Annotated in this window: 17 protein-coding genes and 2 pseudogenes; 18 read left to right on the top strand and 1 reads right to left on the bottom strand. The window is 34.1% G+C overall.

The features are described 5' to 3' along the window. Nucleotides 1–462: 462 nt before the first annotated feature. The 5 genes and pseudogenes from GW534_RS03305 to GW534_RS03285 all read left to right on the top strand — a co-directional run. Nucleotides 463–1,257, top strand: a pseudogene (locus tag GW534_RS03305) (ribonucleotide reductase N-terminal alpha domain-containing protein); the annotation flags it as partial. 99 nt (nucleotides 1,258–1,356) lie between these two features. Next, nucleotides 1,357–2,289, top strand: coding sequence for an endonuclease domain-containing protein (locus GW534_RS03300; protein WP_161919630.1), 933 nt, complete (start codon nucleotides 1,357–1,359; stop codon nucleotides 2,287–2,289). A 132-nt stretch (nucleotides 2,290–2,421) separates the two neighbouring features. Further along, nucleotides 2,422–3,096, top strand: a complete 675-nt coding sequence (locus GW534_RS03295; RefSeq protein WP_161919629.1) for a hypothetical protein — start codon at nucleotides 2,422–2,424, stop codon at nucleotides 3,094–3,096. A gap of 114 nt (nucleotides 3,097–3,210) precedes the next feature. After that, nucleotides 3,211–4,971 (top strand): annotated as a pseudogene (locus GW534_RS03290) (vitamin B12-dependent ribonucleotide reductase); the annotation flags it as partial. Between the two features lie 206 nt (nucleotides 4,972–5,177). Beyond that, entirely contained in the window at nucleotides 5,178–6,062 is an 885-nt protein-coding gene (locus GW534_RS03285; protein WP_161919628.1) for a patatin-like phospholipase family protein, read from the top strand. A 15-nt stretch (nucleotides 6,063–6,077) separates the two neighbouring features. On the opposite strand, the gene GW534_RS03280 is transcribed toward GW534_RS03285, so the two are convergent. After that, nucleotides 6,078–6,440, bottom strand: a complete 363-nt coding sequence (locus GW534_RS03280) for an SA1362 family protein (RefSeq protein WP_161919627.1) — start codon at nucleotides 6,438–6,440, stop codon at nucleotides 6,078–6,080. 375 nt (nucleotides 6,441–6,815) lie between these two features. On the opposite strand from GW534_RS03280, the gene GW534_RS03275 reads away from it, so the two are divergent. The 13 genes from GW534_RS03275 to accC all read left to right on the top strand — a co-directional run bounded on the left by GW534_RS03275 (nucleotide 6,816) and on the right by accC (nucleotide 16,544). Further along, nucleotides 6,816–7,337: a YqhR family membrane protein gene (locus GW534_RS03275; protein ID WP_161919626.1), complete on the top strand. Its 522-nt coding sequence runs from the start codon at nucleotides 6,816–6,818 to the stop codon at nucleotides 7,335–7,337. A gap of 57 nt (nucleotides 7,338–7,394) precedes the next feature. Continuing rightward, the gene (locus tag GW534_RS03270; RefSeq protein ID WP_161919625.1) at nucleotides 7,395–8,456 is read left to right on the top strand and encodes a M24 family metallopeptidase; all 1,062 of its coding nucleotides are present in this window, start codon (nucleotides 7,395–7,397) and stop codon (nucleotides 8,454–8,456) included. A gap of 21 nt (nucleotides 8,457–8,477) precedes the next feature. After that, nucleotides 8,478–9,035, top strand: a complete 558-nt coding sequence (efp, locus tag GW534_RS03265) for an elongation factor P (RefSeq protein ID WP_161919624.1) — start codon at nucleotides 8,478–8,480, stop codon at nucleotides 9,033–9,035. A 234-nt stretch (nucleotides 9,036–9,269) separates the two neighbouring features. Further along, complete coding sequence (spoIIIAA, locus tag GW534_RS03260; protein ID WP_161919623.1) at nucleotides 9,270–10,196, top strand: stage III sporulation protein AA; 927 nt, start codon at nucleotides 9,270–9,272, stop codon at nucleotides 10,194–10,196. Then, entirely contained in the window at nucleotides 10,193–10,708 is a 516-nt protein-coding gene (spoIIIAB, locus tag GW534_RS03255; protein WP_161919622.1) for a stage III sporulation protein SpoIIIAB, read from the top strand. Before spoIIIAA ends, spoIIIAB begins: the two co-directional genes overlap by 4 nt. A gap of 26 nt (nucleotides 10,709–10,734) precedes the next feature. Next, nucleotides 10,735–10,941, top strand: coding sequence for a stage III sporulation protein AC (gene spoIIIAC / locus GW534_RS03250; protein ID WP_161919621.1), 207 nt, complete (start codon nucleotides 10,735–10,737; stop codon nucleotides 10,939–10,941). Between the two features lie 14 nt (nucleotides 10,942–10,955). Beyond that, nucleotides 10,956–11,345 carry a stage III sporulation protein AD gene (gene spoIIIAD / locus GW534_RS03245; RefSeq protein WP_312854624.1) on the top strand — a complete coding sequence of 130 codons (390 nt, stop codon included), beginning with the start codon at nucleotides 10,956–10,958 and terminating at the stop codon, nucleotides 11,343–11,345. A 33-nt stretch (nucleotides 11,346–11,378) separates the two neighbouring features. Then, on the top strand, nucleotides 11,379–12,590 hold the full coding sequence (spoIIIAE, locus tag GW534_RS03240) for a stage III sporulation protein AE (protein ID WP_161919620.1): 1,212 nt from the start codon (nucleotides 11,379–11,381) through the stop codon (nucleotides 12,588–12,590). A gap of 13 nt (nucleotides 12,591–12,603) precedes the next feature. Then, on the top strand, nucleotides 12,604–13,236 hold the full coding sequence (gene spoIIIAF / locus GW534_RS03235) for a stage III sporulation protein AF (RefSeq protein WP_161919619.1): 633 nt from the start codon (nucleotides 12,604–12,606) through the stop codon (nucleotides 13,234–13,236). Between the two features lie 2 nt (nucleotides 13,237–13,238). Continuing rightward, nucleotides 13,239–13,883: a stage III sporulation protein AG gene (spoIIIAG, locus tag GW534_RS03230; protein ID WP_161919618.1), complete on the top strand. Its 645-nt coding sequence runs from the start codon at nucleotides 13,239–13,241 to the stop codon at nucleotides 13,881–13,883. A 59-nt stretch (nucleotides 13,884–13,942) separates the two neighbouring features. Continuing rightward, nucleotides 13,943–14,482, top strand: a complete 540-nt coding sequence (locus GW534_RS03225) for a SpoIIIAH-like family protein (RefSeq protein WP_161919617.1) — start codon at nucleotides 13,943–13,945, stop codon at nucleotides 14,480–14,482. 167 nt (nucleotides 14,483–14,649) lie between these two features. After that, entirely contained in the window at nucleotides 14,650–15,174 is a 525-nt protein-coding gene (accB, locus tag GW534_RS03220; protein ID WP_161919616.1) for an acetyl-CoA carboxylase biotin carboxyl carrier protein, read from the top strand. Nucleotides 15,175–15,185: 11 nt separating this feature from the next. After that, nucleotides 15,186–16,544 (top strand): acetyl-CoA carboxylase biotin carboxylase subunit, encoded by a 1,359-nt coding sequence (accC, locus tag GW534_RS03215; protein WP_161919615.1) that lies wholly within the window; start codon nucleotides 15,186–15,188, stop codon nucleotides 16,542–16,544. The last annotated feature ends 4 nt before the right edge of the window (nucleotides 16,545–16,548 follow it).

The following is a 16,548-nucleotide window of genomic DNA, read 5'->3' as shown; positions in this document are numbered from 1 at the left end:
TTCTTACCAAGAGAGTATCCTAAGAGTTTGAATCCGCTTTCAAATTTAAGTTGTGAAAAAAAACTGCCTATAAATACTTGACTCAAACTCAAAAAATAGTTTGTTTGTCCAAATATAAAAAATATGATAGACTAAAAAAGTCGGTTTTTAATCCAATAGATAATTTGTATGACTTTTTAATAGATTGATTATTAATTTTAAATACCCTCTAAATACACCTCATAACTCCTTATCAAATTGAAAAAATATTTAAAAATACCTTCGTTTATAAATTCCCTTTTATAATATTAAATCATTGACACAATATATGAAATGTGTGTATGGCACAATATATAGTGTTTTTAAAAATAAAACAACACTATATGTTGATTTGTTGTTTTTATTATGTTATCTTAAGTATACAAAATGATAGACAGCTAGAATCGACATAGTGATTTTTTTCATTGTAAAGGAGATGGATGTATGGCGGTAACGTTTACGAATCAGCCAAAGATCAATGTAAAAAAATTGAATGAAGCAATACGACTTTTCCCACAAGTTTTTCCAATTACAGATGACATGAATATCACATATAAAGGTGTCTCAAGACTTGTTATGTTGGATCGCTATTCTTTTAAAGATACTGAAAAGTTAACTTTAACTGAAGGCGATTTTGTTGTGTTGACAATCAAAGAAGACACAAAATTCCCTGCTCGCGGACTTGGTTTTATTTTAAGTATTGATTGGGAAGGGAATAAAGCTCAAGTTCTAGTTGATGAAGAGTATCGCCATGTATTAGAAGATCCAGAGGAAGCAGAATCAGGAATAATTACACGTTCATTAGATGTAATTGAAAAACCGCTTGAAGTGTACTATGAACAAATTGCGAAAAGAAATGCAGCTGGACTTGCAGAAGTAGAAGAAACACCTGAATTAAGAGAAGAATGGTTTAATAAGTTTTATGAAGAACTAGTACAACTGAACTTTGTTCCTGCAGGGCGTGTTCTATACGGAGCAGGTTCTGGAAAAGAAGTAACGTATTTTAACTGTTACGTTATGCCATTTGTACACGATTCTCGTGAAGGTATTTCTGAACACCGGAAAAAGGTCATGGAAATTATGAGTCGTGGCGGTGGTGTAGGTACAAATGGTTCCACTCTAAGACCAAGAAACACACTTGCAAGAGGTGTAAATGGTAAATCAAGTGGTTCTGTATCATGGCTAGATGACATCGCCAAATTGACTCATTTAGTTGAGCAAGGTGGCTCAAGACGTGGTAAAGTAGCATAACGTGTGCCTCGTCTATAAAAAAACCTCGTGAATTGCTGGAAACTCTTTACAGTGATGTAATTGTTTGTAAGATAAAGGAATGTGGTGATGGGTTTGAAATATTATAGCCCAAAAGAAAAACAAAATTGTTTGCTATGCGGAATAGAAATGAGAAATAATATGGCTGGTCAGTTTACTAAGCATTTAATGAATGACCATAATATAGATTTGCCAACTTATCTGAAAAAATATTTTTACAAGAAAGAAGATATAGTGTGCCAAAGGGAAGACTGTAAAAATTTAGTTGAAATTGATACTAGTCATCATAAAAATAGATGGAAGCCAAAGAAATATTGTGAGAATAAATCTTGTAAATATCCAAGAAAGAATCGTAAAAGAAGATGTCAAGAATGCAAAAAGTTATTTATAAATGAGGACCTAAGAGTTAAAACATGTAGCCATGAGTGTAGTCTTAAATTAAAATCGAAAAAAATTACTCAATGGCATGCGCAAATGAGCAATGAAGAAAAGAAAGAACGATTCCAGAGGATTATTAATAAAACTGCTGCTACTAGAAGGAAAAATAAAACTCCTTCATGGAATAGTGGGAAAACAGGAGTTTACTCAAAAGAAACAATCGAAAAAATTAGGAGAGCAGCTCTTAATCAATTTTTAAACGGTTCTTTTAGAAAAACATCTATTGAAAAAATTATGGAAAATTTATTACAAGAATTGGATTTGAATTATAAATATTCCTTCGTTCTCCAGAATCATCAATATGATTTCTTGTTAGTTGATTACAAAATAATAATTGAATGTGATGGAGATTATTGGCATGCTAATCCGAAGTTTTACCCAAATCTAAAAGAATGGCAAATCGAAAGACAAAAAAATGATCTAGAAAAAAACCGTATAGCAGAAAACAATGGTTATTCAATCCTAAGATTTTGGGAAGATGATATAAAAAATAACATTAGTTTTGTTCGACAAACAATTGCATCAAATGTAGCTTCTGAACCACAACGGAACCGGAAACGGTAAACGTGAAGGTCGAAAAATCAGGAGCGAAATAAAGACAACCAGCAGCCAAGCTCCTAAAGGGCATAAGTTTCCCTAGGGAGAAGGTTCAACGACCAATTTATTACTCTATGTAAATTGAGGGAGGATTCCCCTATGAAATTAAAACTTAGCAAAAAAGAAATTAACTATGCATTATATGGCTTAGTACTAGGCAATGGTTTTTATAAAAATGGTGTGATTCATATTAAATGGTCCGAAAAGAAAAAGTTTTATGTTCAGTGGCTTGAACAATTTTGCAAGTCGCAAAAAATAAAGCACGTTATTCAGAAAGATGATGCTGGAAAGATCAATTTTTTAAAAATATGGGTTCCAGACCGTAGACATTTTGAAAATAACAGAGTAGTTGATTCCAACAATAAAAAAATCATTTCTACCTATGTTCTAAAACGAATAACACCATTAGGGATACTTTTATGGTACTTAGATAAAGGTTATTTATATGTGTCAGTCAAAGAAAATAAAGTAAAAAGGTTTGCATATTTAAACACACAAACTTATTCAAAGTTTGAGAATAACTTAATTCGGAAGATGTTTAAAGAACGATTCGGAATAGATACAACACTTCATGAAATTAACAGCAAAAAAAGTGAAAATGTAGAGTTTTTCCGGATATATATAAATGCTACCAATTTTAAAATTTTCTACAGTGTTGTTAAATCATTTTTATCAATTATACCTTCTGAACTTCGGATTAAATTTAATATGAAATATGAATCAAACCATTCAAATAGTAATGCTGAGTTATTGAAAAAGGACAATATAGAGTAATAAAGTAGGGATCAAGCGATCTCGAAGCGCGAGGGTATCGTGTAGATACAAAATATGGTCTAAACTCTATGGTGACATAGAGAGTTGATGTAGCGAATCAACGTAATGGAATTAGCACAAATGATAATGCTAGCAGATTGGCATCCAGATATTATTGAATTCATTATCTCAAAAATGCAAAATCCAAGAATTTTACGTTTCTTAATCGAAAATTCAAAGGATGAGCAAATTATTAGTCTTGCTCAAGAGAAATTAAAATTCATTCCGCTTACTGAAAAAGAACGAACAATGTATCAAAGCATTGTTAACTTTAAACATATTCCAGGATATGGTGGATTTACAGAAGAAATCATTAAAGATGCGGAGGAAAAATTACGCGTTGGTGGAACTTTTGATGTAAATAATCCGGAGTTTTTAACAGGAGCTAATATTTCTGTTTGTTTGACAAAGGAATTTATGGAAGCTGTTGAAAACGATGATTATTACGAACTTCGTTTCCCAGATGTTGAAAAATATAATCCAGATGAAATGAAAGTTTATAACGAAAAATGGCATGAAGTTGGCGATGTTCGCGAATGGGAAAAAATGGGTTACAAAGTGCGCACATACCGTAAAATTAAAGCCCGTGAATTATGGCAATTAATTAATATTTGTGCGACATATTCTGCTGAACCAGGAATTTTCTTTATCGATAATGCAAACGACATGACTAACGCTAAAGCTTACGGACAAAAAGTTGTAGCAACGAACCCTTGTGGTGAGCAACCCCTCGCACCTTTTAGTGTCTGCAACTTGGCAGCGATAAACTTAGCGAATATGGTGGACAAAAAGACGAAGGAAGTTGACTTTGAAAAGTTAAAACAAACGGTCAAAGTGGGCGTCCGTATGCAAGATAATGTTATAAATGCGACTCCATATTTCTTAGAAGAAAACAAAAAGCAAGCCCTAGGCGAACGACGTGTTGGACTTGGCGTAATGGGGTTAGCTGATTTACTTATCTACTGTGAAAAGGTTTATGGATCTGAAGAAGGTAACGAACTTGTTGATAAAGTATTTGAAACAATTGCGACAACAGCATATCGTGAGTCCGTTGAATTAGCGAAAGAAAAAGGAAGTTTCCCTTACTTAGTTGGTGAAACGGAAGAAGAAACAAAAGCTTTACGAAAAGCCTTTATCGAAACAGGCTATATGAAAAAAATGCCTGAAGATATTAGACAAGCAATCTTAGAACACGGAATTCGTAACTCACACTTGTTAACCGTTGCTCCGACTGGATCCACTGGAACAATGGTTGGAGTATCCACCGGACTTGAACCTTACTTCTCCTTTAAATATTACCGTAGTGGCCGTTTAGGTAAATTTATTGAAGTAAATGCTGAAATTGTTCAAGAGTATTTAGATAAACATCCTGAAGCCTCTGCTGACAACTTACCTGAATGGTTTGTATCGGCAATGGAATTAACTCCTGAAGCCCATGCGGATGTTCAATGCGTCATCCAACGATGGGTAGATAGTTCCATCAGTAAAACTGTAAACGCGCCGAAAGGATATACTGTAAGCCAAGTTCAAAAAGTATATGAGCGTTTATATAAAGGTGGAGCAAAAGGCGGAACTGTTTATGTTGATGGAAGCCGTGATACACAAGTATTAACATTAACAACGGAAGAAAATTCAAATGATACAGAGGCAGATGTTGATGTGGAGGAACCGAGGGTAGTTCTTGTAGATACGATTCATGATGTTCGTTCTACCGATGTATCAATTGGTTCTGAAATTGGCGACACATGTCCTGTATGTCGAAAAGGTAAAGTGAAAGATATTGGCGGTTGTAACACTTGTGATAACTGCGGTGTACAATTAAAATGCGGCTTATAAACTAATATTCAGAGGTTGACCAAATGGTTGACCTCTTTTTTAACTTGAAAAAAACGCGATCTAGATAATGTATTTTAAAAAATGTTTTCGATTCTTCTTGTATGTCCGATCTATGAGTATTTAAAATTAGTTCGTCCGCTGTACTAAATTCCCAAAAATTTGATTACATATGAAATAGTGAAACAGCAGAAATGGAGGCGGATAGCTTGAAAATTGATGGTGTGTTTTCTGGAGGGGGTATTAAAGGCTTAGCTTTTGTCGGTGCATATCAAGTGTTGGAAGAGCGAGGATATCAGTTTAAAAGACTTGCAGGTACAAGCGCAGGTTCCATAGTCGCAGCAATGATTGCAGCAGGGTATAACGCTGAAGAAATGTATCATGAATTAAACTCATTAGATGCAAACCAAATACTTGATAATAAGCGGTCAATATTTCCCTTTAAATTTATTAAATGGTTACCAATCTATTGGCGACTAGGTCTTTATACTGGTCAGGCGTTAGAAGATTGGATTTCCGAACGACTCAAAAAAAAAGGCGTCAAGACCTTTGGAGATTTACCGCCTGGTGTTTTACGAGTTGTAGCCTCTGACCTAACGAATGGGAGCATCGTTATTCTTCCTGATGATTTACACAAATATGATATTCCTTTTGAAAGTTTCCCCGTTGCTAAAGCTATACGAATGAGTTGTAGTTTACCGTATTTTTTTGAACCGGTTCTTCTAAAAACGAATAAAGGGAAGATTATAATTGTTGATGGTGGAGTACTAAGTAATTTTCCAATGTGGTTATTTGATAAGGAAAATGTAAAGAAACGTAGACCTGTACTTGGATTAAAATTAAGTCCAGATTATCAAAGTATACCACCTAATGAAATAAACAATGCTTTACAAATGTTTGAAGCCCTTTTTACAACGATGATGGATGCTCACGATGCTCGCTATATTTCTAGAAAACATGAAAAAAATATCGTCTTTATCCCTACAGATGGAATAGTAGCAACAGAATTTACGTTAACGGATGCGAAAAAACAAGAATTAGTTAATATTGGTAGAGAACAAACTATTAAGTTTTTAAAAAAATGGACATATTAAAAATACGTTAGTTGTTCAATGTAATGCGCGATTCTTTTTCTTCCCTTTTTTACCTTCAATTACAGTTAAATGAGTTGATGATGCAGTTCGTTTTCGAATTGCATTTTTCTTATTATAAGTAGGTTGTTTCGGACTTTTTTTATACTTTCTTTTAGATAGTTTGGCAGCTTTTTTAAAGGCCATTTGCTCTTTATTAAAGGTAGGGCTACTTTTTAATACAAATTTTGTCATAATAAAATAGAATATCCCGATCATTACAGCTGATATGAGGATAAATCGGATAATCCACGTCGGATCAGTAATTATTCTAATAAGTAATCCAATAATCGCAAACGATACTAAACCAACAAATAACAAATGACCTACTTTGTTATTCATTCATAACCACCTCCTACTTTGAATCATGAGCAAAAATTATATAATTTAAACCATTATCCTTAATTTTATCAATTCTTTTTAAAACAAATAAATCCTTCTGTTTTTGAAAAAAAGATTATTACACTATTTTATTTATGTTGGGTGTGGGGATTGGTGGCTTGAATCTAATAAGAGATAAAGTTATTTTCCTAAATCAATTGACTTAGGGGAAAGAGTGCGAGCAGAAAAACTACCTAGAATGGAGCGATACTTAATACTAATTGTATTACGTTTCTAAATTTATTTTACATAAAAAACGACAAAACCTCTACATTTATCACCTGATTTATGTAAATCTAAGCTAAAAGGGACATACTACATTTGGAGGTGTGATTTATGGACGAAAAAAAATCAAACCAAAATCAGCAAGCAAAATCATTATCTCTTACGGCCACAACTGCAATCACAGGCTTTATTGGCGGACTTTTTTGGGGAGCAATTGCCTTATTTGCTCATTTCTTTAAGTTTTCGGAAATTGGTCCAAACACGGTTTTAGAAATGTGGGCTGTTGGTGATTGGAGAACGGGTTGGATTGGTGTTGTAGTTTCATTATTAATATTAGGAATTTTAGGAATCGGTGCAGCGTTTTTATATTACTTTACATTAAGAAATATGCTTAATATTTGGTCTGGTTTACTTTTTGGAGCAATTCTTTTTGTTCTTGTGTTTTTTGTTTTAAACCCACTTTTTCCTAGTCTAAATCATATTAGTGAATTAAAGTTTAATACGATTGTGAGTATGATTTGTATTTATTTATTATTCGGTTTATTTGTCGGATATTCCATTTCGTACGAATATAATGCGCACATGGAGCGTGAAAAGAATCAAGAGATGAAAGAAGTGGAAAAAAGTAGTTAACATGATTGAATATATGGTAAAATATGTGTTGTGATTTTATAGTAGGGAGAGAAGTAAATGGAAAAATTAAATCGGTTACGTACGGCGTTTTCTGAATCAGATATTGATGCGCTACTCGTTACGGACTTATATAATGTTCGTTATGTGACAAATTTTACAGGTGATTCTTCCGTTGCACTTATAACAGAAGAAGGTGCATATTTTATTACTGATTCTCGTTATACTGAACAGGCGAAAAATGAGTGTATTGGTTTCGAAGTTGTGCAACATAATGGGTCAATTCCCCATGAAGTGGCTCGTATTTGTAAAGAAAAAGGAATTAAGCGTTTAGGCTTCGAAGAGAAAGATGTAACTTATGCTCTTTATCAAATTTATGTAAAGGAGCTTTCAACAGAATTTATACCTACATCAGGTCTTATTGAAAACTTGCGCTTAATAAAAACACCAGAAGAACTAAAACTAATTAAAGTCGCTGCAGATATTGCAGATGCAGCCTTTAAACACATATTAGACTTTATTAAACCAGGTAAAACTGAGTTGGAAGTATCAAATGAATTGGAATTTTTTATGAGAAAAAGTGGTGCAACATCCTCTTCATTTGATATTATTGTAGCTTCAGGTGCAAGATCAGCTCTCCCACATGGTGTTGCATCAAACAAAGTTATTGAAGCTGGAGAAATGGTTACTCTAGATTTCGGTGCACTTTATGAAGGTTATGTATCGGATATTACGCGAACAATTGCTGTGGGTCAACCTTCTGAACAAATGAAAGAAATTTATGATATTGTTCTAGGTGCTCAACTTAATGGTGTCGAACAAATTCGTGCTGGTATAACTGGAAAAGAGGCAGATGCAATTTGTCGTGATTACATAACTGAAAAAGGATATGGACCTCAATTCGGCCATTCTACTGGTCATGGTATTGGCTTAGAGGTGCATGAAGGACCCGGACTTTCCTTCCGTTCCGATGTTGTTTTAAAACCAGGAATGGTAGTCACTTGTGAACCTGGAATTTATTTAGAAGGTATAGGCGGTGTTCGTATCGAAGATGATTTATTAATCACAGAAAACGGTAATGAACGCCTTACTCATTCAACAAAAGAATTAATCATATTGTAGTTTGTAGGAGGATATTATTTTATGATTTCAGTAAATGATTTTAAAACAGGATTAACTATCGAAGTTGATGGTGGAATTTGGCGTGTAGTTGATTTCCAACACGTAAAACCAGGAAAAGGTGCGGCTTTTGTTCGTTCCAAATTGAAAAACTTACGTACTGGAAATATTCAAGAAAAAACTTTCCGTGCAGGTGAAAAAGTAGAAAAAGCACAAATTGATAACCGTAAAATGCAGTATTTATATGCAAGTGGTGATACCCATGTATTTATGGACATGGATAACTATGAACAAGTTGAATTACCGGAAAAACAAATTGAACATGAATTAAACTTCTTACAAGAAAACATGGAAGTTCATTTAATTATGTTCCAAGGTGAAACACTTGGTGTTGAATTACCAAATACGGTTGAATTAGAAGTAGTTGATACAGAACCTGGAATCAAAGGTGATACTGCTTCAGGGGGTTCAAAACCAGCAACGTTATCAACTGGTTATGTAGTTCAAGTTCCATTCTTTGTTAACGTAGGAGACAAAATTGTCGTTAACACAAATGATGGAACATACGTTTCTAGAGCTTAATAATGAGAAAGTGAAAGGCTGTCCATTCAAACGGACGGTCTTTTTTTGTACTCAAATTTCATTCTCTCAATATGATCCTCATTGTTAAATTTCCGCTCAAAATTATCTAAACAATATAGGTAAACTCCAGGTTACATCTGCAATTATTTAATTAATAGTCATACTTTGTCCAAAGGAGAAATATATTTAAATAGAAAAGTCAAATAGAATCTGTCAATAGGAGAGGTTCAATTTATGCAAAAGATTATCAATCTACTACCAAAATCAATTCAAGAACAATTTAATAATTTTCCAAAAGAACTTTTAGGAAAAGTCGAAGAAATTCGTATCCGCATTAATCGGCCAATCGAAGTAATCGCTAATCAAAAGGCAATTTTTCTCTCCTATATTGTTAAACCACAAGATGCGGAACAGCTTTTAAATAAACTTAGTCAACACTCTTTTTATATGTTGGATGAGGAATTAAAAAGGGGTTATATCACAGTAGAAGGTGGACATCGAATCGGATTAGCAGGCAGAGTCATATTGGAAAAAGGGTTTGTAAAAGCAATCCGTGATGTAGCTTCGTTCAATATTCGCGTGGCAAAGGAAAAAATAGGAATTTCAGAAAAGTGGATCCCTTATCTTTATCAAGCAAAATGGAAAAATACGATGATAATTGGTCCACCACAAACGGGAAAAACAACATTGTTAAGAGATTTGGCGAGGGTTATTTCGATTGGAGATAAAAAATGTAATATTCCTCCACTTAAAGTCGGGATAATTGATGAAAGAAGTGAAATTGCTGGAAGTGTTGGAGGTGTTCCACAACTAACCTTTGGAAATCGAGTTGATGTGATGGATTCTTGTCCGAAAGCGGAAGGAATGATGATGATGATTCGGTCAATGAGTCCTGATGTTTTAGTAGTTGATGAGATAGGGAGAAAAGAAGATACTGAGGCGATTTTAGAAGCGGTGCACGCTGGTATCTGCTTAATAATGACAACTCATGGAGATTCATATAAAGACATTTTACAAAGACCAACATTAAAACCGATATTGGACCAAAAAATATTTAATCGTTTTATTGAACTTTCTCGTGGAAAGGGCCCAGGCACAGTCGTAAGTATAAAAGATGAAAATGGAAAAGAACTAGTAAGAAGAGCGAGTGTTGTTACATGATTAAAATCATCGGAGCGATCTGTATCATCATTGCTACAAGTTGGATTGGTTTTGAAGCATCTAAAGCGTTATCCGAACGAACGAGGCAACTACGGATCTTAAGATCTGCTTTACAAAGTCTTGAAGCTGAAATTATGTATGGACATGCCCCGCTTCATGAAGCCTCTAGAAGGATTGCCAAACAAATAAGCAGACCTGTCAGTGAAATTTTTGATTATTTTGCGATGAATTTAATAAAAGCCGACACAACGGCGAGTGATGCGTGGAATAAAGCCTTAGAAGTAGTGTGGAAACGTACAGCATTTAAAACAACGGAACTAGAAATTTTAAAGCAATTCGGGGAAACGTTAGGAAAGCATGACTTAATGCAACAACAAAAGCAGATTCGCTTAGCTTTAACACATTTAGAGCGAGAAGAAGATGAAGCAAGGGAAAAACAAGCTTCTTACGGGAAAATGTTTCGGAATTTAGGCTTTTTAATCGGACTGTTCATTATCATTTTATTAATGTAGATGTTTTGTGATTAGGAGGAAATGCGATGGGCATCGATGTAGATGTAATTTTTAAAATAGCTGGAGTCGGAATCATTGTTGCATTTTTAGTTACCATCTTAGATCAGGCGGGAAAGAAGGAATACTCCCAATGGGTTGTGCTCATTGGTTTCATTTATATACTTTTTCAAGTTGCTACTATTGTTAATGATTTATTTCAAAAAATTAAATCGGTGTTTTACTTCAACGGTTAGAGGGGGGCTTTTCGATTGATATTTTACAAATCATCGGAATTGGTTTAGTTGCCACCTTTTTAGCTTTAATTTTAAAGGAGCAAAAGGCAAATATCGCATTTCTTCTAGTCGTATTTACTAGTTGTGTAATATTTCTTTATTTAATCGATCAAATATATATGATAATCCAAATGATTGAGAGGATTGCGATTAATGCCAATGTAAATTCGGTTTATGTTGAAACAATTTTAAAAATCATCGGCATTGCATATATCGTGGAATTTTCCTCACAAATAACAAAGGATGCGGGTCAAGGTTCAATCGCATCTAAAATTGAGATGGCTGGTAAAATCGTTATTTTAGCAATGGCGGTGCCAATATTAACCATCTTAATTGAAATGATTATAAAAATGATTCCATCTTAAGAGTTGCACGAACACTTATTTTGAGGTGAAAAGATGAAGCAAAGGATTTGGCTGCTTTCCCTAATAATTGGAATCATGTTTATGATTTTTTTTCCAGTTCGTTCCGTTGCAAATTCGCACGAATCAGAAACATATAACGGAGAAGATCCAGTAAATGCAATGGATTTAGTTAACGAACAAATTGATAAGATGGATTTCCATGAAATTGAAAGTTTTTGGAATGAAGTGATTGATAAATATGGTGGCTTTTTACCTGGGGTCGAAAAACAAAGCGTCGTTGAATATATTAAACAGGCTGGAGAATTCTCCTTTAAAGAAATAACGTTAGGAGCCATTAAATATATTTTTCATGAACTTATTTTAAACGGGAAGTTACTAGGAACATTAATTTTATTAACAATTTTAAGTATGTTTCTACAATCCTTACAAAACGCCTTCGAAACTACGACCGTTAGTAAGATTGCATATGCAGTTATATTTATGGTCTTAATGATCCTTGCATTAAACAGTTTTCATTCAGCGATTACGTACGCGTCAGATGCGATTCAGCAAATGATCAGTTTTACAATTGCATTTATCCCGCTACTCCTTGCATTGATTGCCACGAGTGGAAGTATCATTTCAGCAGGATTTTTTCACCCGGTCATTTTATTTTTAACGAATATTAGTGGCATATTTGTGGACAAGGTTGTTTTACCGTTACTATTTTTATCCGTCTTGTTAAGCATTGTTAGCACATTAACAACGAATTATAAGGCGACTAAATTAGCGAGTTTATTACGGAACTGGAGTATTGGACTACTAGGTATTTTTATGACCGTGTTTTTAAGTGTTGTATCGATTCAAGGTTCAGTTACAGCAGTTGCTGATGGCATTGCCATTAAAACCGCAAAATTTGCGACTAGTAATTTTATTCCTGTCGTCGGGAGAATGTTTACCGATGCCGCCGATACGGTTATCAGCGCTTCAATTATTTTAAAAAATACAATTGGACTTGCTGGTGTTGGCATCCTACTATTTATCGTCCTATTTCCAGCGTTGAAAATATTAATTATTGCATTTGTGTATAAATTTTCAGCTGCGCTTTTACAACCTTTAGGTGGAGGACCGATAATTACCTGTCTTGATATTATTTCAAAAAGTATCATTTATCTATTCGCTGCCTTAGGAATCGTTTCGATCATGTTTTTCTTAAGTATTACGGTCATAATTTTAGCAGGAAATATAACATTAATGGTCCGATAAGGCAGGTGTTGAAATGGATTTTTTAACAGAATGGATAACGAATATACTTTTATTTATTATTTTAGCGGCTATTGTTGAACTATTATTACCGCAAACCTCCCTACAAAAATATGTGAAAATGGTCATCGGACTTTTGCTCATAACAATTATTTTAAGTCCAATCTTTAAATTGTTTTCATCGGATATTGAAGATTTATTAAAAAGTGCAACCTCAATTTTTGACGAAAATACAAATGCAAACATAGAAAATTCAATAGAAAATCAGAAAATAGAAATACAAGCTGAACAAAATGCATATATTTTAGAACAAACGGCTGTCCAATTAGCAGAAATGACGGAAAAGGAGTTGATGGAACAATTTGATTATCAATTTAGTGAAGTAGAAGTAGTGATCAATGAAGATTACGAAACCGCCTTGCAATTTGAAGATGTAATGGAAAATCTATTAAGCATTCAAATAACTTTAGTAGAGGCAGCCGAAGAACAACAAGTCGTAAAATTAATTGATGAAGTAAAAATTAATTTAAGTCAACCTGATGAAAAGGAGCTTGAAGCTGATATAGAACCAATCGCCCGTTTTCTAGCTGACAAGTGGGAGGTGGATATGGAGAAGCTTGCGATTACGATCGAAAGGGGGCAAAACTAAAAATGAGTGAAGAAAAAGGACCGCTTTCATTTTTGAAAAACTTACTTTCCTTTAATGGAGATCAAAAATTAACAAAAAAACATTATTTTATCATTGTGCTAGTTGTTGGTATTGCATTTATGTTAATTAGCAATTTCTTTTCCAATAAAAATAATTTGTCCTCGAATCCAGTCCCTGTAACATCTGAAGACGAAGAGCCGATAGAGGAAGTGGAAACATTTGGCAAGGCAACTAATCAACCAACAACGATGCGAGAATACGAGGAACATTTTGAAAATCGTTTAAAAGAAGCGATAGAATCTGCTATTGGGGTAGAGGACGTTACGATAGTAGTAAATCTTGAATCAACTGAAAAGAAAGTTTATGAGAAAAATTTGATTAATAAGAAACAAATTACGAGTGAAACCGATTCAAACGGTGGAAAACGAGAGGTGGAAGATCAGTCCACAGAGGAACAGATTGTCGTTATTCGCGAAGGAGATAAAGAAATACCGCTTGTAAGTGAAACTGAAAAACCCCAAGTGCGCGGGGTGCTAGTAGTGGCAAAAGGTGCTGACAATATTCAAGTGAAAAAATCTATTATTGAAGCGGTAATGCGGGTTTTAGATGTGCCAAGTCATCGTGTATCTGTTTTAGCTAAAAAATAAAAGTTTAATATTTAATTATAAATAATAAATTTATCAAATTTAATATGGAGGGAGTATTGATGATGTTAAAAAAACAAACGGTATGGTTATTAACCATGTTAAGTTTAGTCGTTGTTTTATCAGTCTACTATATAACGGCAGAACCACCAAAAAACGATGTAGCTAGTGTAGATAATGAGCAAAATGCTGAAAATACAGATGAGGGAACAAATACGACAATTACCCAAGTATCTAAAGATGAAGTGTTTGAGGAAATTCGTCTACAAATGATAGATGAACGTAGTCAAAAATTAGAAGAATTGCAACAAATGGCAGGATCCAATGAATTATCTGCAGCTGAAAAAAGCGCTGCAAAGGATGAGATGGAACGCATACAGCAAATTGCGGATAAAGAAAAACTAGTGGAATCTTTAATTGTTTCAAACCTTGGTTATGAAGATGCCCTTGTGCAAGTTGAAGATGATGAAGTTTTAGTTACTGTTAAAGGCATGGAACCTACAAAAGCGAATGCCAATGAAATTATTAAAATAGTAAAAAAGGAAATTGGTAGCTCATTCGTATCTGTTGCTTATGAAAATAATGAAGAAGAAACAAAATAAATATTTAAAAATAGATTTGTATAATAATACAAGTTTAATCAAATTTGATTAAACTTGTATTTATTTTGTAAAGAATATATTTACATTCCTATTGGACTAAAATAAAATTATATCGTATAGTTTTAATAGCTAGTACTAATTTTTAGTAATCTATAAGGGGTGTCATTATGTTAAAAATACAAGAAATTCGTGAACTAATTAGGCTTGTGGATCAATCTAGTCTCGATGAATTTAAATTACAGCATGATGGTTTAAAAATAACGATGAAAAAAAATAAATCTGTTGTCGTTAATGAACAACCAGTAACGAAAGAAGTAGAAGCTGTAGCTAGTGTAGCTCAACCTGTAACTCAACCAGTTGAACAAGCAACTCCGTCAGTTGAAGTTCAAGCTCAACCAAAAGTTGAACAAGTTGAAGCAAAAGAAGAAACAAGTGCAGTAGTTGATGAAAATTTACATAAAATTACATCACCAATGGTCGGTACATTTTATCGTAAACCAAATCCAGATGCCGAGCCATATGTAAAAGTTGGCGATAAAGTAAACTCAGACACGATTGTTTGTATTGTAGAAGCGATGAAATTATTTAACGAAATTGAAGCAGAAGTAGAGGGAGAAATTGTTGAAATTCTTGTTGAAGATGGCCAATTAGTTGAATTTGGTCAACCTCTGTTTTTAGTGAAGACAAATTAAGAGGTGGTACTGTGTTAAAGAAAATATTAATTGCTAATAGAGGTGAAATTGCCGTACGAATTATCCGTGCTTGTAAAGAGCTTGGGATTGAAACGGTTGCGGTTTATTCAGAAGCAGATGGTGAAGCACTCCATGTTCAAATGGCGGATGAAGCAATTTGTATCGGTCCGAAACAATCTCAGGATAGTTATTTAAATATGGCAAATATTATAAGTGCGGCAACATTAACAGGGTGTGATGGAATCCATCCAGGATACGGCTTTTTAGCTGAAAACGAAAATTTTGCGAACCTTGTTAAAGAATGTCAACTAACGTTTATTGGTCCGACTGCAGAAGCTATTGCAAAAATGGGAACGAAAGACGTTGCCCGAGAAACAATGAGACAAGCAGGTGTACCGATTGTTCCAGGATCTGATGGAATCGTTGAAGATGTTGAGGAAGCGAAAAAAGTTGCCTCAGAAATCGGGTATCCAGTGATTATTAAAGCGACAGCAGGCGGCGGTGGTAAAGGTATACGAGTCGCGTATAATGAAGAAGAATTAATTAAAGGTATTAATATTACTCAACAAGAAGCATTAACAGCCTTTGGTAACCCAGGTGTTTATTTAGAAAAATATATTGAAGATTTTCGCCATGTTGAAGTACAAGTCTTAGCAGACAATTACGGTAATGTCATTCATTTAGGAGAAAGGGATTGTACTGTCCAACGAAGATTACAAAAGCTAATCGAAGAAGCACCTTCTCCTGCATTAAATGATGAAATACGGAATAAAATGGGAGAAGCAGCTGTTAAAGCAGCCAAAGCTGTCAATTATACCGGTGCAGGTACCATTGAGTTTATATTTGATTATCGAAACAAACAATTTTATTTCATGGAAATGAATACAAGAATTCAAGTTGAGCATCCTGTTACTGAATTAATTACAGGCGTTGATTTAATAAAAGAACAGATTCGTATTGCAAGTGGAGAACCATTATCTGTTAAGCAAGAAGATGTTACTTTTAACGGTTGGGCAATTGAATGTCGAATCAATGCGGAAAATCCTGAGAAAAATTTTATGCCATCACCAGGAAAAATTAATGTATACTTAGTTCCAGGAGGAATGGGTGTACGTGTGGATTCTGCGTGTTACCAAGGATATACGATACCTCCATTCTATGACTCAATGGTTGCAAAACTTATTGTCCATGCACCGACAAGAAAAGAGGCAATTGCTCGCATGCAACGTGCGTTAGACGAATTTGTTATTGACGGTGTTCATACGACAATTCCTTTCCATCAAAAAGTGTTACAGCATCCTGCCTTTGTCAGTGGTGAATTTAATACGAAGTTTTTAGAAATGTATGATGTGATGAAAAATAATAAGTAAGGTG

The organism is Pallidibacillus pasinlerensis (assembly GCF_009996845.1).
Lineage (GTDB): Bacteria > Bacillota > Bacilli > Bacillales > Caldibacillaceae > Pallidibacillus > Pallidibacillus pasinlerensis.
This window is presented reverse-complemented; position numbering and strand designations above follow the sequence as displayed.

Excerpts from the sequence above, each read along its gene's own strand:
- GW534_RS03300 (WP_161919630.1), top strand. The coding sequence starts at position 1,357 with ATGGGTTTGAAATATTATAGCCCAAAAGAAAAACAAAATTGTTTGCTA.
- GW534_RS03295 (WP_161919629.1), top strand. The coding sequence starts at position 2,422 with ATGAAATTAAAACTTAGCAAAAAAGAAATTAACTATGCATTATATGGC.
- GW534_RS03280 (WP_161919627.1), bottom strand. The coding sequence starts at position 6,440 with ATGAATAACAAAGTAGGTCATTTGTTATTTGTTGGTTTAGTATCGTTT.
- GW534_RS03275 (WP_161919626.1), top strand. The coding sequence starts at position 6,816 with ATGGACGAAAAAAAATCAAACCAAAATCAGCAAGCAAAATCATTATCT.
- GW534_RS03270 (WP_161919625.1), top strand. The coding sequence starts at position 7,395 with ATGGAAAAATTAAATCGGTTACGTACGGCGTTTTCTGAATCAGATATT.
- efp (WP_161919624.1), top strand. The coding sequence starts at position 8,478 with ATGATTTCAGTAAATGATTTTAAAACAGGATTAACTATCGAAGTTGAT.
- spoIIIAA (WP_161919623.1), top strand. The coding sequence starts at position 9,270 with ATGCAAAAGATTATCAATCTACTACCAAAATCAATTCAAGAACAATTT.
- spoIIIAB (WP_161919622.1), top strand. The coding sequence starts at position 10,193 with ATGATTAAAATCATCGGAGCGATCTGTATCATCATTGCTACAAGTTGG.
- spoIIIAC (WP_161919621.1), top strand. The coding sequence starts at position 10,735 with ATGGGCATCGATGTAGATGTAATTTTTAAAATAGCTGGAGTCGGAATC.
- spoIIIAE (WP_161919620.1), top strand. The coding sequence starts at position 11,379 with ATGAAGCAAAGGATTTGGCTGCTTTCCCTAATAATTGGAATCATGTTT.
- spoIIIAF (WP_161919619.1), top strand. The coding sequence starts at position 12,604 with ATGGATTTTTTAACAGAATGGATAACGAATATACTTTTATTTATTATT.
- spoIIIAG (WP_161919618.1), top strand. The coding sequence starts at position 13,239 with ATGAGTGAAGAAAAAGGACCGCTTTCATTTTTGAAAAACTTACTTTCC.
- GW534_RS03225 (WP_161919617.1), top strand. The coding sequence starts at position 13,943 with ATGATGTTAAAAAAACAAACGGTATGGTTATTAACCATGTTAAGTTTA.
- accB (WP_161919616.1), top strand. The coding sequence starts at position 14,650 with ATGTTAAAAATACAAGAAATTCGTGAACTAATTAGGCTTGTGGATCAA.